At 50.0% G+C, this 14,977-nt stretch carries 15 protein-coding genes; 11 read left to right on the top strand and 4 right to left on the bottom strand.

The window, feature by feature from the left end; translation table 11 throughout:
* Nucleotides 1-14 precede the first annotated feature (14 nt).
* A complete protein-coding gene (locus C2I18_RS24275; protein ID WP_249898284.1) occupies nucleotides 15-938 on the bottom strand; it encodes a C40 family peptidase in 924 nt (307 codons plus the stop codon).
* 290 nt (nucleotides 939-1,228) lie between these two features.
* Between C2I18_RS24275 and C2I18_RS24280 the strand changes: the two genes are divergently transcribed.
* From C2I18_RS24280 to C2I18_RS24290, 3 genes are all read left to right on the top strand, one after another.
* A complete protein-coding gene (locus C2I18_RS24280; RefSeq protein WP_249902224.1) occupies nucleotides 1,229-2,305 on the top strand; it encodes an ABC transporter substrate-binding protein in 1,077 nt (358 codons plus the stop codon).
* Nucleotides 2,306-2,370: 65 nt separating this feature from the next.
* A complete protein-coding gene (locus C2I18_RS24285; RefSeq protein WP_249898285.1) occupies nucleotides 2,371-3,297 on the top strand; it encodes an ABC transporter permease in 927 nt (308 codons plus the stop codon).
* Complete coding sequence (locus C2I18_RS24290; RefSeq protein WP_249898286.1) at nucleotides 3,284-4,078, top strand: ABC transporter ATP-binding protein; 795 nt, start codon at nucleotides 3,284-3,286, stop codon at nucleotides 4,076-4,078. The genes C2I18_RS24285 and C2I18_RS24290 overlap by 14 nt, the downstream gene beginning before the upstream one ends.
* Before the next feature lie 96 nt (nucleotides 4,079-4,174).
* Here C2I18_RS24290 and C2I18_RS24295 read toward each other — a convergent pair whose 3' ends face one another.
* A complete protein-coding gene (locus C2I18_RS24295) occupies nucleotides 4,175-4,663 on the bottom strand; it encodes a DinB family protein (RefSeq protein WP_249898287.1) in 489 nt (162 codons plus the stop codon).
* Between the two features lie 197 nt (nucleotides 4,664-4,860).
* On the opposite strand from C2I18_RS24295, the gene C2I18_RS24300 reads away from it, so the two are divergent.
* The 6 genes from C2I18_RS24300 to C2I18_RS24325 all read left to right on the top strand — a co-directional run bounded on the left by C2I18_RS24300 (nucleotide 4,861) and on the right by C2I18_RS24325 (nucleotide 12,046).
* The gene (locus C2I18_RS24300; protein ID WP_249898288.1) at nucleotides 4,861-5,652 is read left to right on the top strand and encodes an SDR family oxidoreductase; all 792 of its coding nucleotides are present in this window, start codon (nucleotides 4,861-4,863) and stop codon (nucleotides 5,650-5,652) included.
* A 231-nt stretch (nucleotides 5,653-5,883) separates the two neighbouring features.
* Complete coding sequence (locus tag C2I18_RS24305) at nucleotides 5,884-6,612, top strand: MgtC/SapB family protein (protein WP_249898289.1); 729 nt, start codon at nucleotides 5,884-5,886, stop codon at nucleotides 6,610-6,612.
* Nucleotides 6,613-6,695: 83 nt separating this feature from the next.
* Complete coding sequence (locus C2I18_RS24310; RefSeq protein ID WP_249898290.1) at nucleotides 6,696-7,685, top strand: aldose 1-epimerase; 990 nt, start codon at nucleotides 6,696-6,698, stop codon at nucleotides 7,683-7,685.
* A 205-nt stretch (nucleotides 7,686-7,890) separates the two neighbouring features.
* On the top strand, nucleotides 7,891-9,696 hold the full coding sequence (locus C2I18_RS24315) for an LTA synthase family protein (RefSeq protein WP_249898291.1): 1,806 nt from the start codon (nucleotides 7,891-7,893) through the stop codon (nucleotides 9,694-9,696).
* Nucleotides 9,697-9,772: 76 nt separating this feature from the next.
* Complete coding sequence (locus C2I18_RS24320) at nucleotides 9,773-10,441, top strand: TraX family protein (RefSeq protein WP_249898292.1); 669 nt, start codon at nucleotides 9,773-9,775, stop codon at nucleotides 10,439-10,441.
* Between the two features lie 90 nt (nucleotides 10,442-10,531).
* Nucleotides 10,532-12,046 (top strand): copper amine oxidase N-terminal domain-containing protein, encoded by a 1,515-nt coding sequence (locus tag C2I18_RS24325; protein ID WP_249898293.1) that lies wholly within the window; start codon nucleotides 10,532-10,534, stop codon nucleotides 12,044-12,046.
* Between the two features lie 73 nt (nucleotides 12,047-12,119).
* On the opposite strand, the gene C2I18_RS24330 is transcribed toward C2I18_RS24325, so the two are convergent.
* Complete coding sequence (locus C2I18_RS24330) at nucleotides 12,120-12,335, bottom strand: helix-hairpin-helix domain-containing protein (protein ID WP_249898294.1); 216 nt, start codon at nucleotides 12,333-12,335, stop codon at nucleotides 12,120-12,122.
* 24 nt (nucleotides 12,336-12,359) lie between these two features.
* Nucleotides 12,360-13,748 carry a metallophosphoesterase gene (locus C2I18_RS24335; protein WP_249898295.1) on the bottom strand — a complete coding sequence of 463 codons (1,389 nt, stop codon included), beginning with the start codon at nucleotides 13,746-13,748 and terminating at the stop codon, nucleotides 12,360-12,362.
* A 271-nt stretch (nucleotides 13,749-14,019) separates the two neighbouring features.
* Here C2I18_RS24335 and C2I18_RS24340 point away from each other — a divergent pair, with 271 nt between their 5' ends.
* A complete protein-coding gene (locus C2I18_RS24340; protein ID WP_249898296.1) occupies nucleotides 14,020-14,619 on the top strand; it encodes a nitroreductase family protein in 600 nt (199 codons plus the stop codon).
* 75 nt (nucleotides 14,620-14,694) lie between these two features.
* Entirely contained in the window at nucleotides 14,695-14,889 is a 195-nt protein-coding gene (locus C2I18_RS24345) for a DUF2188 domain-containing protein (RefSeq protein ID WP_249898297.1), read from the top strand.
* The last annotated feature ends 88 nt before the right edge of the window (nucleotides 14,890-14,977 follow it).

Consider the following 14,977-nt stretch of genomic DNA (forward strand, 5'->3'; position numbering starts at 1 on the left):
TTACATCAGGGAGTCTAAAGCACACGCTGCATGTGCAGCGTTACATTTTCCCAGTATCCGGTATCCAGTTCACTAATCTGTACCCCCGGTTCGCCCCATGTATGGATAAACTTCCCGTCTCCAATATAAATGCCTACATGGCCAGGTACGGCGTCGCTTTTAAAGCGTCCCGGGACCGTGAAGAAAATAAGATCGCCAGCTTTCAGCTCATCCCGGGATATCCGTCTGCCGACGTTATCCTGATCCCGGGCGAGGCGCGGCAGTTCAATGTCAAACTTTCTGAATACATGTCTGGTAAAAGAGGAGCAGTCAAATTTTTTGGTGTCCTCATAAGAACCTGCGCCAAAGTCGTATGGAACGCCAAGAAATTTTTTGGCATAAGAAACCAGTTCTGCTGTATCTACATTGGATGCACTTTGAATCCTTAACGTTCCCGGGGCATGATTTCGGTTATCAGCTCCGGCATCCTTATCGGTAGGTGTGGCAATATTAATCTCTCCCGTGGTCGGATTCCAGCCTACCTCTGTCTGCAGGAGCTTGGAGAGTGCTGTAGGAGTGATGTAAATCTGGCCGTCGCGGCGAACCGGCGCATCGGGCAGCGTAAGCTTTTGTCCCAAGGAAAAGACTTGCTTGGAGTTCGGACGCAGCATGTACATTACATCCGTGTAGCCCAGCTTGACGTAACCGCCGCTGGAGGTGTCGTCTTTCATCCGGTAGCCGATCGATGCTGCAGCAGGCTTGAGCGGAATCCAGAACTTTCCCTCTTTGTCAGTCACATGAGATTTCTCATAATAGCTGCCGGCAAAGGTACCGGAAGGAGTAACTGAATTCACCTTAGGTTTCGTCTCGCTGCTGTAAGACCCGCATGCGCTGGCCGTCAATGCTGCAGCGAGCAGCATGGCAGCCGTGAAAAACTTTTTGTGGTTCATAATTGTCATGTTGGCACGCTCCATGTTCAAATTATAAGAACAGTTTGCGCAGTGGCCGATTTTTTATCATAGGGGATTTGTGCGTGAATTGTAATATTGCGCCAGTTGAAATATATGGAGAGATCATAAAGGATTGACGGATATACAGTGTCCATATAATATAAGTTTAATAGATTTGCTGTACTTAATGTGAGACTGATGTAAGCTTTTGCTTTAATGCTTTTATAGATGAAAGCGATAATGCTGGACCGCTCACTTTGATGCACGCGCTGATACCGTAAAAGAAAAGGGGTTATATGATGAAGAAAAAGAACATTTGGTTAGGCCTCAGCCTGTGCTTGATGCTGGTAGCATCCGGATGCGGAAGCAACAACGCTGCAGTCAACACGGACAACGCCGCTAACACAGGGAATACGGCAGCCAATGCTACCAATGCGCCGGCGGATACGGAAAGCACGGACTCCTTCACAATTGCCATTTCACAGTATGTAGAGCACCCGTCGCTTGATGCCACTCGTGAAGGTTTCCTGGCTGCCCTGAAGGATGCCGGAATTGTTGAAGGCGAGAACCTGAAGGTGGATCTGCAGAACGCACAGGCCGACCAGGCCAACAATCTGTCGATCGCACAGAAGATTGCCGGAGACAAGAATGATCTTGTGCTTGCCATTGCCACACCATCCGCCCAAACGGTTGTGCAGAACGTTAACAAAGAAACACCGGTCCTGTTCGCAGCGGTAACAGATCCGCTGGATGCCAAGCTGGTGACCGATCTTGAACATCCCGGCGGCAATGTCACCGGAGCTTCCGACACCAATCCTGAAGCTATTACGCGTCTGATGGACTTTATCGCCGCACAATTCCCGGACGTGAAGAAGCTCGGGCTTATCATCAACGAAGGAGAGCCGAACGCAGTAGTGATGTCGGGTATCGCCAAGGAAGCGCTGGATAAGCACGGCATTGAGCTTGTAAAAGCGGCAATTACGAACACTTCCGAAGTGAAGCAGGCGGCTGAATCGCTTGTAGGGCGTGTGGACGCATTCTACATCACCCTGGACAATTCGGTGGTAAGCGGCGTGGACACTATTATCCAGACTGCCAATGACAACAAAATCCCGTTCTTCTCGGCTGACCGTGATACCGTTGAGAAAGGTGCTTTTGCAACAGTAGGCTTCAAGTACTATGATCACGGATACCAGGTGGGTGAAATGGCTGCAGATATCCTGAAGAACGGCACGAACCCTGGGGATATGAAGGTAACGATGCAGGAGAAGCTGGATCTGATCCTTAACCTCAAGGCAGCGGAAGCACAGGGCATTGAAGTTACAGATGCCATGAAGGCTGAAGTTGTTGACCAGACTAATAATATCATTCAATAAGAGCCAGACCAGATGGGGCGATTCCGGTGGGAACGCCCCTTGCCGCTTGAAGGAGGAAGTCACCCATGTATAATTCGATGATCGGGGCCGTGGAACTGGGCCTGCTTTATGCTTTTATGGCTTTAGGTGTATATATTACGTTCCGGATTCTTGATTTTCCGGATTTGACTGTGGACGGGAGCTTCACAACCGGCGGAGCGATTGCTGCAGTGATGATTACTAACGGCTATTCTCCGTGGCTTGCCACATTTTGTGCCCTGCTGGGAGGTATGCTTGCAGGGATGTGTACAGGCCTGCTGCATACCAAAGGCAAGATCAACGGGCTGTTGTCGGGGATTCTGATGATGATTGCACTCTATTCAATTAATTTGCGTATTCTGGGCAAACCTAACGTTTCGCTCATGGGAGAGGACACATTGTTCAGCTCTGTTAATCTTCTGCTCGTAATGCCGTTTGTAGTCGTGCTGGTCAAAATCCTGATGGATCTGTTCCTGCGGACGGATCTCGGTCTTGCCCTGCGGGCCACCGGAGACAATGCCCGGATGATCCGCAGCTTTGGAGTCAATACACATACTACGACAATTCTCGGCATCAGCTTGTCCAATGGACTGGTAGCACTTTCGGGAGCGCTGATTGCCCAGGAGTCTACCTTTGCCGATTCCTCTATGGGTATAGGAATGATTGTTATCGGTCTGGCTTCGGTTATTATCGGGGAAGCGATCTTTGGAGCAGGAAGCGTGTTCAGGGCTACGCTGGCAGCAGTGCTGGGCTCGATTGTCTACCGTGTCGTCGTTGCGCTCGCCCTGCGGGTGGAATGGCTGGAAGCTTCAGATCTGAAGCTGATTACCGCAATAATAGTTATTGTAGCTCTGATGTTCCCTTCCGTTCAGCGTCATCTGAAGCAGAAGAGCACTGCGCGCAGAAGAAGCGCCGAACTTGCCAAGCAGGCACAGCTCGGCAAGAAAGGGGGAGCAGCGAATGCTAAAGCTTGATAATGTATCGAAGCTGTTCAATCCCGGCACACCGGATGAGAAGATTGCACTGCTCGGGATTGATCTTGAACTCCGGGCAGGAGATTTTGTAACCATCATCGGCAGTAACGGTGCAGGCAAGTCCACCCTGATGAATATTATCTCCGGAGTTATGAAGCCGGATCTCGGTGAAGTACGTATTGAAGGAAGCCCGATCAGCCACCTGCCGGAGTTCCAGCGGGCCCGCTGGATCGGACGGGTGTTCCAGGATCCGATGGCAGGTACTGCACCGCATATGACCATTGAAGAGAATCTGGCTATGGCTTACAAGAGAGGGCAGAACCGGGGATTATCCTTCGGGGTCAGTGCCGCAAAGCGCTCGCTGTTCCGTGAACAGCTGAGCCGGCTGGGCATCGGTCTGGAGAACCGGCTCAGAGCTAAGGTAGGCATGCTCTCAGGCGGTGAACGGCAGGCGCTGAGCCTTCTGATGGCTACCTTCACCCAGCCGCAGATTCTGCTGCTGGATGAGCATACAGCCGCGCTGGATCCCTCACGTGCCGAATTGATTACCAAGCTGACCGAATCCATCGTCCGGGAGATGAAGCTCACGACCCTGATGGTTACCCATAACATGGAGCAGGCGATCCGCCTCGGCAACCGGCTGATCATGATGGACAAAGGATCGGTCATTCTTGATATCGATGAATCCCGCAAAAAGGATTTGACGGTAGAAAGACTGCTCGGAGAGTTTGAGACGATCAGCGGACATAAGCTTGCGGATGACCGGATGATGCTCGGATAATGAAATGGCCGGCTTCAGCGGGAATACTACGGCACCACACCCAAAAGACTTGGACTGCAGCAACGGCTGCGGTCCAAGTCTTTGTCTCATTTTGATCTAAATTTGCGTTAAAGCTTCTCTAAGCTGCGCGAGATGACGTTCTTCATGGATGCCGATAAAATCCACCCATTGCGCCACATCCATCAGTCCGAATACCGGATGCGGATATACCTTGCGGTTCCAGAGCGCCTCTTCGCTCTCCGCAAGCACGGCCTTAAGTTCAGCCCGGGACTGATCCAGCCGGGCACGCAAATCACCTAAAGGAATGAATTCCTCTGTAGGGACAAGATGTGGAGGTGCGTCAATGAAGCGGCTCCGGTCGAGCGTCAGCTGATAAGGCTTTGGTTCTGTTACGGTCTCTTCACTTGCAGTAAGTGCCTGGACAATACCGGCGGTGATGGCTTTTTCCATCAGATACAGATGCTCCATGATCTGGACGGGAGACCATTTGCCCCCGGCGGGTTTGGTATTGAGCGTCTCTGCGGACAGCCCGGATACGGCGTCATAAATCTGTCCGCGGATCTCTTCATTATGTGTCATCATCATTCACACTCTCCTCATATGCAAGAATAACTGCGGGTTTTTGGAGCCGGAAGTCAGGTGGACTTGTCTAACCATATTATCGCTGTCCCCAGAGCTTGTCAAAAATAGCTGCCGTCCGATTCACAGCCCAGTATGGGAGGTAAAGGTAAGGGAAACAACTTAACTGGAGAGCGCAAACACCACTGTAGGAGGAATGGAAAATGGCAGATAAAAAGCTTGAAGGAAAAGTAGCGATCGTAACCGGGGGCGGCTCAGGAATCGGGCGGGCTACCGTTCTTGAATTCGCCCGCAATGGCGCGAAGGTGGCTCTGCTCGACCGCACAGTTGAGAACGCTGAGAAGGTTAGACAGCAGATCGAAAAAGAAGGCGGAGAGGCTATTGTCATCGAATGTGACATTGAACAGCCTCAGCAGGTGGAAGAAGCGGTGAAGCAGGCTGCCGAAAAATGGGGACGGCTGGATGTTGTTTTTGCCAATGCCGGCATTAACGGTGCGATGGCGCCGATTGAAACGATGGATATCGAATCCTGGGATCAGACGATTCATATCAATCTGCGCGGAACCTTTGCGACGGTTAAATATGCGATCCCTTATCTGAAGGACAACGGCGGCAGCATTCTTATCAACAGCTCCATTAACGGCAACCGCGTGTTCTCCAACATCGGATTTTCGGCGTACAGCACCACCAAGGCAGGTCAGGTTGCTTTTATGAAAATGGCTGCGCTGGAGCTGGCCCAATACAAAATCCGCGTGAATGCCATCTGTCCGGGTGCGATTAAAACGAATATCGACGATAACACGTATCCTTCCGATGATCTGAAGGAAGTACAGATTAAAGTCGAATTCCCGGACGGCGACCAGCCGCTCGAAGAAGGACCGGGACGTCCGGATCAGGTGGGCAAGCTGGCCCTGTTCCTGGCTTCCGATGATTCGGACCACATTACAGGTACAGAAATCTATTGTGACGGCGCAGAGTCTCTCCTGCACGGCTGATCAAAAGTCTAATCAGGGACCGGCAGGAATAGAATAGACTTGAATAGTATCTCCTTCATTCAGAAACGGATTTCCGTATCTGCTGCATGATGTGCTGCCGTGCCCGGCAGAAGCCACCCTGCAGCAGGAGCGGCAATGCCGTTTCTTTTGTTCCAAATAAAGATAAGCAATTCCCCGGTTTTCAGTTATACTGTTTTTATCTGTTTTCATTCCACATTATAAGGGGGAGCCATGGATATTAATATTGATTTGCACACGGAATCGATAGTCAAGCTGCTTGTGGCCATGCTGTTCGGGCTGTTCATCGGTATCGACCGGCAATTGAAGCAGAAACCGCTGGGGATTCGGACCAGTATGGTCATCAGCATCGCCAGCTGCCTGGTGACTCTGGTCTCCATTCACGCCTATGACAAGTTCGGCGGTGCCGAGCACCCTACGATGGACCCGATGCGTCTGGCGGCACAAATTGTGAGCGGCATCGGTTTTCTGGGCGCCGGCGTTATCTTGCGCAGAGGCGGGGATGCCATCTCCGGTTTAACCTCGGCGGCGCTGATCTGGACGGCTTCGGGAATCGGGATCGCTGTGGGTGCAGGCTTCTACCTGGAGGCCGCTTACGCGGTTGTTCTGCTGATGTTCGCTGTTAATGCCGTTCCCCTGCTGATTAAAGCGGTTGGGCCGGAGGTTCTGAACAAGCATGAGATTTCTGTCAAAATCATTATGGAGCAGAACTATGTGCTGACAGAAGTGATTCAGAAGATTGAGGGGGGCGAGCTGACTGATACCAGAAAAAACAGACATCACGGGCGCACGATCCGCCGGATGAAGATCAAGGATCTGGATGACGGCCGGCAGCTGATCGATATGGTACTGTCCACTCCCGACCGGGATTACGCTACAGAAATTTACTATGATGTGAAAAAAATCGAACACGTAATGAGCGTGGAAGTAGAGCAGCTGTAAAAAGGCCATGTTTCTGCTTGGGCAGATGTGGTAATCTAACATGTGGAGAGTCATTTTGATTTTTTCGAAGGGAGAATTACTAAATGTCGATTACAGCATTTGAAGGACAGTATGAAGGAGAGGCGGCGGTCTGGTTAAAAGCCGGACGTTATGAAGCAGCTATCCTGCCGGGGATCGGCGGCAACCTGATCTGCTTCCGGGATACCGAAAACGGTTACCGTTTCCTGCATGAGCCGGGAGCAGAAGGGATGGAGGACTTCAAGGCCAGCCCGGGAATCCATGGGATTCCTGTACTGTTCCCTCCTAACCGTTATGAAGACGGGGAGTTTCCGTGGAACGGCAAAACTTACCGGCTCCCGGTAAATGAGGAGGCAACAGGTAACCATCTGCACGGATTTTTACATACGGCAGCTTGGGAGGTCGAAGAATTCGGCAGCGGTAAACATGAAAGCTTCGTTACGGTTGCCATCAAAGTAGATGAGAATCATCCGTCTTATCAGTACCTGCCTTTCAAATATACGGTTAAGCTGCGTTACACGCTTGGCGAAGGCGGTTTATCCCAGCAGCTGCTGGTGCATAATGATGGGGAAGAGCGGATGCCGTGTCTGCTGGCATTCCATACGGCCATTAACGCGCCGTTCGCCCCGGACAGCGCTGCACAGGATTACCGTGTGAAGCTGACCATCGGCCAGCGCTGGGAGATGAGTGACCGCATGCTGCCTACAGGTGCTTTCCAGGAGCTTACGGCTGATGAAATCGCCATGCGCGAAGAAGGTGTGAATCCGTTTTATGCATCCATGGACAACCATTACACAGCTGTTCCGCAGAACGGCCGCAACCGCATGGAGCTGAAGGATACGAAGTCCGGTGCGACTCTTGTATATGATGCAGGCACTTCCTACAAGCAGTGGATGATCTGGAATAACGGTGCAACAGAAGGGTTCTTCTGTCCTGAACCGCAAATTAACCTGGTCAATGCGCCTAAGGTGGATCTTCCGGCTGATGAGATTGGCTTGTTCGGTCTTGAACCGGGCGAATACTGGGAAGAGACAAGCCGTCTGTATGTAAAATAACTTAAGCTGATTCATATTTAAGTGAATAGAACGGGGAGCAGTGAACCAAACTGCGCCCCGTTTTTTTTTGTGCGCTAAAATTATGCTGATGATAATGGATTTACATTATTTTTACATACAGTTAACAATTTAAGGTTTCTTTAAGCAAGTTATCGTATAATGTTCGCCTAATACATGCTTATCTGCAGATTGGAGTGGAAATGCTGTGCGAGCTTTACTGCCGGACAAAGGGCTGGGAAAATTGCTGTTAGCGCTGCTGGCGGGCGGATTTATACTTAACTTCTTTATGCAGTCAGCGCTGCTTAATATGAATATATACAGTGTACTGGAATGGATAGGTGAATTTTACGGGCTGTATCTGGCCGGGGGGCTGTTGTTGTTCTGCGGCCTTCTGGTCTGCTCCATGCTCTTGCCTAACCCATACATCGGACCGGCCGCTGCCGGCCTGCTGATGGTAATCACCGGCTTTGCAGGCTATCAGAAGCTGTCCACAACAGGCGAGCCGCTGTTTCCCTGGGACTTGATGCTGCTTAAAAATGCCGGAGAAATGAGCAGGATTGCCCAAGGAATGGTCTCTCCGCTTATGCTTGCAACAGCCGCGCTCCTGGTGGCAGGATTAACCTGGCTGATTATTAAGCTGCCCAAGCAGCGGATCAGCTTGCAAATCAGGGTACTGCTCACTGGCGTTTCTGCGTCAGCAGTCGCCGGTTTTATTTTCCTGGTCGGCTCCCAGTCCCAGATCTTTACCTCACTGAAATATGAAAATATATTCTGGAACCAGAAGGTCAATTACAGCCAGAACGGATTCCTGTTTGCCTTTGCCGGCAATTTGCGCCAGAACCTCATGGAGGAGCCGGAGGGCTACAGCCGCGATGCAATCGCTGAAATTGCAGCCAAATATAACGCATTGCCGGATGTGCCGGCAGCCGCAGGGAAAGAGGAGCAGCCGAATATTCTATTTATGATGGACGAGGCGTTTTTTGATCCCACCCGCCTGCCGGACTATCAGTTCAGTGAAGATCCGCTGAAATTCATCCATCAGCAGCAGGGGAAGGTTCCCTCGGGGCTGATGCTGTCACCTGAATTTGGCGGCAATACGGCAAACATTGAGTTTGAAGCATTGACCGGCATGTCAATGTACTTTTTGAAGGACGGCTCGATCCCGTATCAGCAGCGGATTGTCAAAATGTCCTCGCTGCCTTCCATTGTCAGCATTCTGAAGGAAAGGGGATACCGGGCACTGGCGCTGCATCCGTTCGACGGCACCTTTTATAACCGCAACCGGGTCTATCCGGTCCTGGGTTTCGATTCCTTTACCAGTGAACAGGATTTGGAGCATGCGGAGCGGATGACGCCAGCCGGTTATATTACCGACAAGTTTGCTGTAGAGGAGGCTGTGCGCCAGCTGAAGTCCTCCCGGGAGCCGGCCTTTTTGCATCTGGTGACCATGCAGAACCATTTTCCTTTTACCAAGGGACTGAACGGGCCTAACACGATTAAAGTACAAGGTCTGCCATCAGCCTACACCGATGAGTTCGAAACCTATGTGCAAAACACCAAATTGACGGATGAAGCCCTGGCTTATCTGCAGCAGGAGCTAAAGACCATAGAGCGCAGGACAGTGGTTGTATTCTGGGGAGACCATTTGCCCGCTTTATCCGCAGGAATTTATAGGAACGCAGGCTGGGACAAGGAGCCCAGGCTTAAACATGAAACGACATTGCTAATGATGGCGAATTTTGAGCTGCCTGCTGAACCGCTGGGAACGCTCAGCCCCGCTTTTATCGGACCTGAGGTGTTCAGGCTGACGGGCCAATCCCTGCCGGCTTATTACAAGCTGCTGGAGCAGGTCCGAAAGGAGCTTCCAGGCTTAAGCAAAAATGTGCTGATCGGCCCTGACGGCGAACGGAGTGAATTGGACGCGGCTCAGCAGCTGCTGCTCGATGACTACCGGATGGTGCAGTACGATATGCTGGAAGGGGAAAATTACGCGCAGAGTCTTTTGTTCTAACAGGGATTTTTTGTCTGTATTAACAGTATGGGCATGTTATAATAAATGGATATTTGTTTACGAGGGGGTGCCATAGTTGCAAATTATTGCCATGCTGACCATGCTGATTGATCATGTCGGCTACATATTTTTTCCAAGCGAGCTGTATTTAAGGGTGGTAGGACGCATTGCGTTTCCGATTTACTGCTACTTGCTGGTGCAGGGGCATATACATACATCATCACGGCCCCGTTATCTGCTGCGTCTGTTCCTGATTGCTGTGATCACCCAGATTCCTTACAATATGGCACTTGATCCCGGCGGCTGGAATGTAGTCTTCACACTGCTCCTGTCAGCTATAGTGCTGGTGATCCTGGATAAACTGCCTAACCTTTGGCTCGGGATTCCGGTTGTCATTGCGGCCGTACTTGTAATGGACTATCTGCCGCTTGATTACAATGCCTACGGGCTTTTGCTGGTGCTGATTTTCCGCTATGCACGTTCGTACTGGCTTGTTGCAGCCCATTTTATACTGAATGTATTTTTCCTCTTCTACTACAACTGGCTGGTTCAGATGGCAAGCATTCTGCCGACCCTGTTCATTGCCTTGACCCCGGGGGCACTGAAGGCTTTGGAGAAAAGACGGATTCCGCGCTGGGTATGGTGGTCCTTTTATCCGGCTCATTTAGCTGTACTTGCTATTGTTAAGATTATACATTACCAATATTGGGTAACTATAGATTGGCGGAGTCTGCTAACTTTGTAAATAATGCACTTTGGGCTGTCTATGTTAAATCCTTCCTCTTTATGAGATGATGGATAGATTTCACAAATTTAATGCTAGAGGAGACATGCTATGAAGAAAATGAAAGCAAGAGCAAAATGGTTGGCCCCGATTCTGGCGATTCTGCTGGTTCTGGCGGGCTGTCAGCCGGTAGCCGGGTTTGACGTCAACAAGGCGCTGCTCGGAGACCTGGATGTGAAGTCTTCTGAATCCAGTATGACTTTATCGGTGAATGCGGTTCCTGCTCCGGGAATCAGCAGTGAAGATCAGGAAGTGGTAGATCTCATTAATTCCTTTTCATTGGACCTGGCTCACGTAAAACTGCAGAATAACGGAAATGTATCCGCTGCAGGCACGATCGGCTACAAGCAGTTAACGGTTCCGTTTAACCTGTATATGGATCAGGAATCTATCCTTTTTACAGCGGAAGGTGCAAAGCAGCCGTACTACATCCCGCTCGAAAGCTATGAAGCAGCGCTGGGTGCTGAGGGGTTAGATCCTTCAGGTGCGCAGAATATTAGCAAGCTGTTGACACAATTTGTCGTGAAAAATCTTCCGAATCCGGGCACGATCAGCGTTGCTTCGGTGAGTGAAGCTGTCTACGGCGAACAGCTGAGCCTGACTAAGCTACATACTGAAATTACAGGTGAAGAGCTGCCGGCCCTCTTGAAAAGCTTTTTGAAATCCGTATCACAGGATACAGAAGGATTTAAGGCTTTGCTCAGCGGTCTCTATGATTACTTATATCCTGTTCTGATGGCTTCCGGAGCGGATGCTGCGCTGGATGATCTTGGTTTGGGAGACATTCCGCTCGAAGATAAAGAAGGTGTAGTCACTGTGGTCCATGATGCGGCCAAACTGGCAGTGGATGCCCTGCTTCTGATGTATGACAAACAGGTTGCCAAACTCTATGAATCTGATCCTGATCTCGCGACCATTCTGGGCAAGGATACAAAGCTCAAGGTAGATCTGTTCGTAGACAGCGGTTTCCATGTCCGTAAGCAAAACTTTGATCTCTCCGTTGCCATTCCGGCCAGTGAGTTTTTACCGCTGCAAAGCATCTCTCTGAAGTCAGAGACAGAAACCTGGAATTTAAACGGTCCGGTTACTGCTGATGTCATCAGTAAAGAAGGGGCACTGGATTTCTCGGCAGAACCTCCTACACCTGGTGCGACCCTGAGAAACTTTGATCCGGAATCAGCCGCGTATAATCTGCTCAAGAATGATCTGGGCATCACTGCTAAATCGCTCGTCATTATGCCTGAAGATGAATACTATTATCCGATCGTTGAAAATGGCACCACTTATGTTCCGCTCCGCTATGTAGCAGAGGATCTCGATGCTGTAGTGGAATGGGATGCTGCCAACCGGGCCATTGTTGTAACCGAAGATGTATACGGCGACCAGCTTGTATTCAAAATCGGCTCTGCACAGGCTACGATTAACGGCAGCGCAGTGCAGCTTCCAAAACCGGTATTCGTTGACGAATACGGAGATGGCTATGTGCCGCTCCGTGTGCTGGCAAAGGGTCTGCATGCTACGGTAGAGACGGATGAGTACGGATATATTTATGTTAACCGTCCGTAATTTAACGTAAGCTGCTACAAGACAAAAGGGGCATCCCAAAAGCCATGACATGGCTCCTTGGGATGCCCCTTGTTTATTTCTTGAAATCCAGTCCTGCAGCTGACAGGGCTTCACGTAGCTGTCTGATCGTCTTGGGTCCAAGGCCATGCAGCTTAAGCAGCTCAGATTCGCCCAGCTCAGCAATCTGCTCCAGAGAGCTGATGCCCGCATGTGTAAGCGCCCGCCGGGCCGGTTGCCCCATCTTGGCAGGAAAATTACTGCCATCCATGAATTTACCGTTCTGTTTCAATCCAATCCCCCCTATTAACAATAACTAGTGTCTGGTAAGGATAATTTCAAGCGACACCTTGCTCCAGCCCTGTTCCCTGGCCATGCTGCGGATATAACCCGGCATAAAGCCGCCCTCCATGTTTTCCCATAGCTTGTACCCGGGCATTGCTTTGATTTCTTCCAATACACTGCCGGCAGTACCCGCAAAATAGTTCACATTCAGCCTGGACATGACCTCAGCCATAGAAGCCTTTTGGTCCTCGGTAAAGGGGGCATCCTGCAGCCGTTCCAATGCTTTATTATACGAGTTCCTGGCAAAGGTCTGTTCGGCATAAGTTTTAAAGTGGAGCAGATTAGCGTCTTCAATTCCATTTGCCGCAGCCCAGCCCTCTACATTAACTGCAGAGGTTTTGTACGTAACTGCACGTGAAGCCGGATCAAAGGTCATTTCCCCGTATTGGTGAGGATTGACTGCCATCGCGCTTGTAGCGATATCATATACGGTAAGCAGGCCGGAGGATGAGTCTCCGGTGATGGCTCCGGGATCCCTGCGGATATCCTGCATATGGATATGTCCGGATAATACAAGATTCAGCCCGTTCTTGCGCAGCCGCTTCAAGGATTCCTGACTGTTATTCAGTTTAAAACCGGAGACAGGCATGGAAGTGTGGCTGAGAAGATTATGATGCATTACTGTAATGATGGAGGCATGCTGCCTGGCAGCTTCCTGCACACAATCCTCGATCCAGGACAGAGTTTCAGGCAGGAGACGGCCGTCTGTCTGCGGAAATCCGTACTTTTCGTTGTTATGGTACTGGTTGCTGTCCAGCATCAGCAGCCATAATCCGGGGGCGGCATTTACAACATAGCTGAGGCTGTTCTGGTCTCTGGAAATGGCCTCATTGTAACCAAAGTCACCGTATAAGCGGGGGAAGTCTTTATCGGTGATATGCTCTGACTTAAGCTGCTTATCATTCTTGAAGGACCTCGCCCACGGATTGTTCAGATCGTGATTGCCTGGAATGACATAGACGGAAGTTCCCGACGCCTCGACCTGCTTCAGCTTCTTTGTAAGCTCTTTATGGCTGCCGGCTTCGCCGTTGTTGGTTAGATCTCCGCTTAGGATCACGAATTCCGGTTTCTTCTGCCGGATGTCATGGACAAACGCTTCGGTCAGTTCATCGCTGTAAGGCAGCATTTTACCGTCTCCGCCATTGACATAGGTTTGAAAAGCTTCTCCGCCGTCTTCCAGTGCTTTATCCAGATAGTGGAGGTCGGTAGCTACCCAGAAGGAGACGGGGCCATTTGATGGTTCCGGCTGTGCAGCTGTCTCCAGTGAAAATACTGACGGTTCTGTGTCCTTGCAGCCAGTCAGCACAATACCTGTCAAAATCAGTGCGGAAAGGGCGGATACGACGCTTTTTTTCATCATTTGAACCTTCCTTCTGCATTTTTGCGGAATCATTGTAGCTTATTTATGACCGGATTGTATATCAGAAATGCAACAGCGTTTAAATAACTGCCGGGATGATTAATGAAATTAGGATGGAGTGTATAAATCATCTCATTACAGCGACAATAAGTGTTGAACTATAGTAGTGGCGGGCGCAGGAAAGTTTTATGAAAAAGTTATTGTTTTTTTGGAATTTAAGTGTTAAGATTTAAAAAAGTTAGTTACTAAATTAAATGGAGGTAGTTATTTTATGTCGAAAAGCTTTTTGGATGCCGTAAAAGAAAGACGTTCCGTATATGCCATCAGCAAAGAATCCCCTATTTCAGACGACCAGATCAAGGCAATCGTTGAAGAGGCGGTATTACATAGCCCGACTTCATTTAACTCCCAAAGCTCCAGAGCTGTTGTTCTGCTGGGAGAGCAGCAGGATAAACTGTGGGATATCACAACTGAAACGCTGCGCAAGATCGTTCCGGCTGAACAATTTGAAGGTACTGCGCAAAAGCTTGCTTCGTTCAAAGCGGGCTACGGTTCCGTTCTGTTCTTTGAAGATCAGGCAGTGGTGAAGAGCCTGCAGGAGAACTTTGCCCTGTATGCCGAGAACTTCCCGATCTGGTCTAACCAATCTTCCGGTATCCTGCAATTTGTCGTATGGACAGCATTTTCCGAAGCCGGCCTTGGCGCATCCCTGCAGCACTATAACCCGCTTATTGATGATGAAGTGAAGGAAACCTTCGGTATTCCGGCAGAATGGAAGCTGATTGCCCAAATGCCATTTGGTAAAGTAGTTACTCCTCCGGGCGAAAAAGAATTCCAGCCGATTGAAGACCGCGTAAAAGTGCTGAAATAAGGGGGTTACTCCCTTTGTTTAAAACCTCCTGAACCTGGCTAATTACTACTATAGCCTGATGAGGGAGGTTTTTGTATGCCTTGGAATAAGGATGATTATCCGGATTCACTCAAAAATTTCATGGCCCCTGTACGCAACAAAGCCATCGAAATTGCCAATGCGCTTCTGGATGAAGGGTACGATGAGGGCAGGGCGATCGCCATTGCCACGGCCCAGGCCAAGGAGTGGGGCGAAAATCATGACAAGCAGATCCGTAAGAAAAATACCTGAAAATTCTATACTTCATTGACCGGTTAACAAAAAGAGGAGCAGACGCCAGCGTCTGCTCCTCTTACATATTCAAGTCAACTTTGTATGC

Source organism: Paenibacillus sp. PK3_47 (assembly GCF_023520895.1).
Lineage (GTDB): Bacteria > Bacillota > Bacilli > Paenibacillales > Paenibacillaceae > Paenibacillus_AQ.

Bases quoted from the DNA above. Each gene is read 5' to 3' on its own strand.
- C2I18_RS24295 (WP_249898287.1), bottom strand. From the start codon at position 4,663: ATGATGATGACACATAATGAAGAGATCCGCGGACAGATTTATGACGCC.
- C2I18_RS24275 (WP_249898284.1), bottom strand. From the start codon at position 938: ATGACAATTATGAACCACAAAAAGTTTTTCACGGCTGCCATGCTGCTC.
- C2I18_RS24310 (WP_249898290.1), top strand. From the start codon at position 6,696: ATGTCGATTACAGCATTTGAAGGACAGTATGAAGGAGAGGCGGCGGTC.
- C2I18_RS24285 (WP_249898285.1), top strand. From the start codon at position 2,371: ATGTATAATTCGATGATCGGGGCCGTGGAACTGGGCCTGCTTTATGCT.
- C2I18_RS24335 (WP_249898295.1), bottom strand. From the start codon at position 13,748: ATGATGAAAAAAAGCGTCGTATCCGCCCTTTCCGCACTGATTTTGACA.
- C2I18_RS24345 (WP_249898297.1), top strand. From the start codon at position 14,695: ATGCCTTGGAATAAGGATGATTATCCGGATTCACTCAAAAATTTCATG.
- C2I18_RS24290 (WP_249898286.1), top strand. From the start codon at position 3,284: ATGCTAAAGCTTGATAATGTATCGAAGCTGTTCAATCCCGGCACACCG.
- C2I18_RS24305 (WP_249898289.1), top strand. From the start codon at position 5,884: ATGGATATTAATATTGATTTGCACACGGAATCGATAGTCAAGCTGCTT.
- C2I18_RS24300 (WP_249898288.1), top strand. From the start codon at position 4,861: ATGGCAGATAAAAAGCTTGAAGGAAAAGTAGCGATCGTAACCGGGGGC.
- C2I18_RS24340 (WP_249898296.1), top strand. From the start codon at position 14,020: ATGTCGAAAAGCTTTTTGGATGCCGTAAAAGAAAGACGTTCCGTATAT.
- C2I18_RS24325 (WP_249898293.1), top strand. From the start codon at position 10,532: ATGAAGAAAATGAAAGCAAGAGCAAAATGGTTGGCCCCGATTCTGGCG.
- C2I18_RS24280 (WP_249902224.1), top strand. From the start codon at position 1,229: ATGAAGAAAAAGAACATTTGGTTAGGCCTCAGCCTGTGCTTGATGCTG.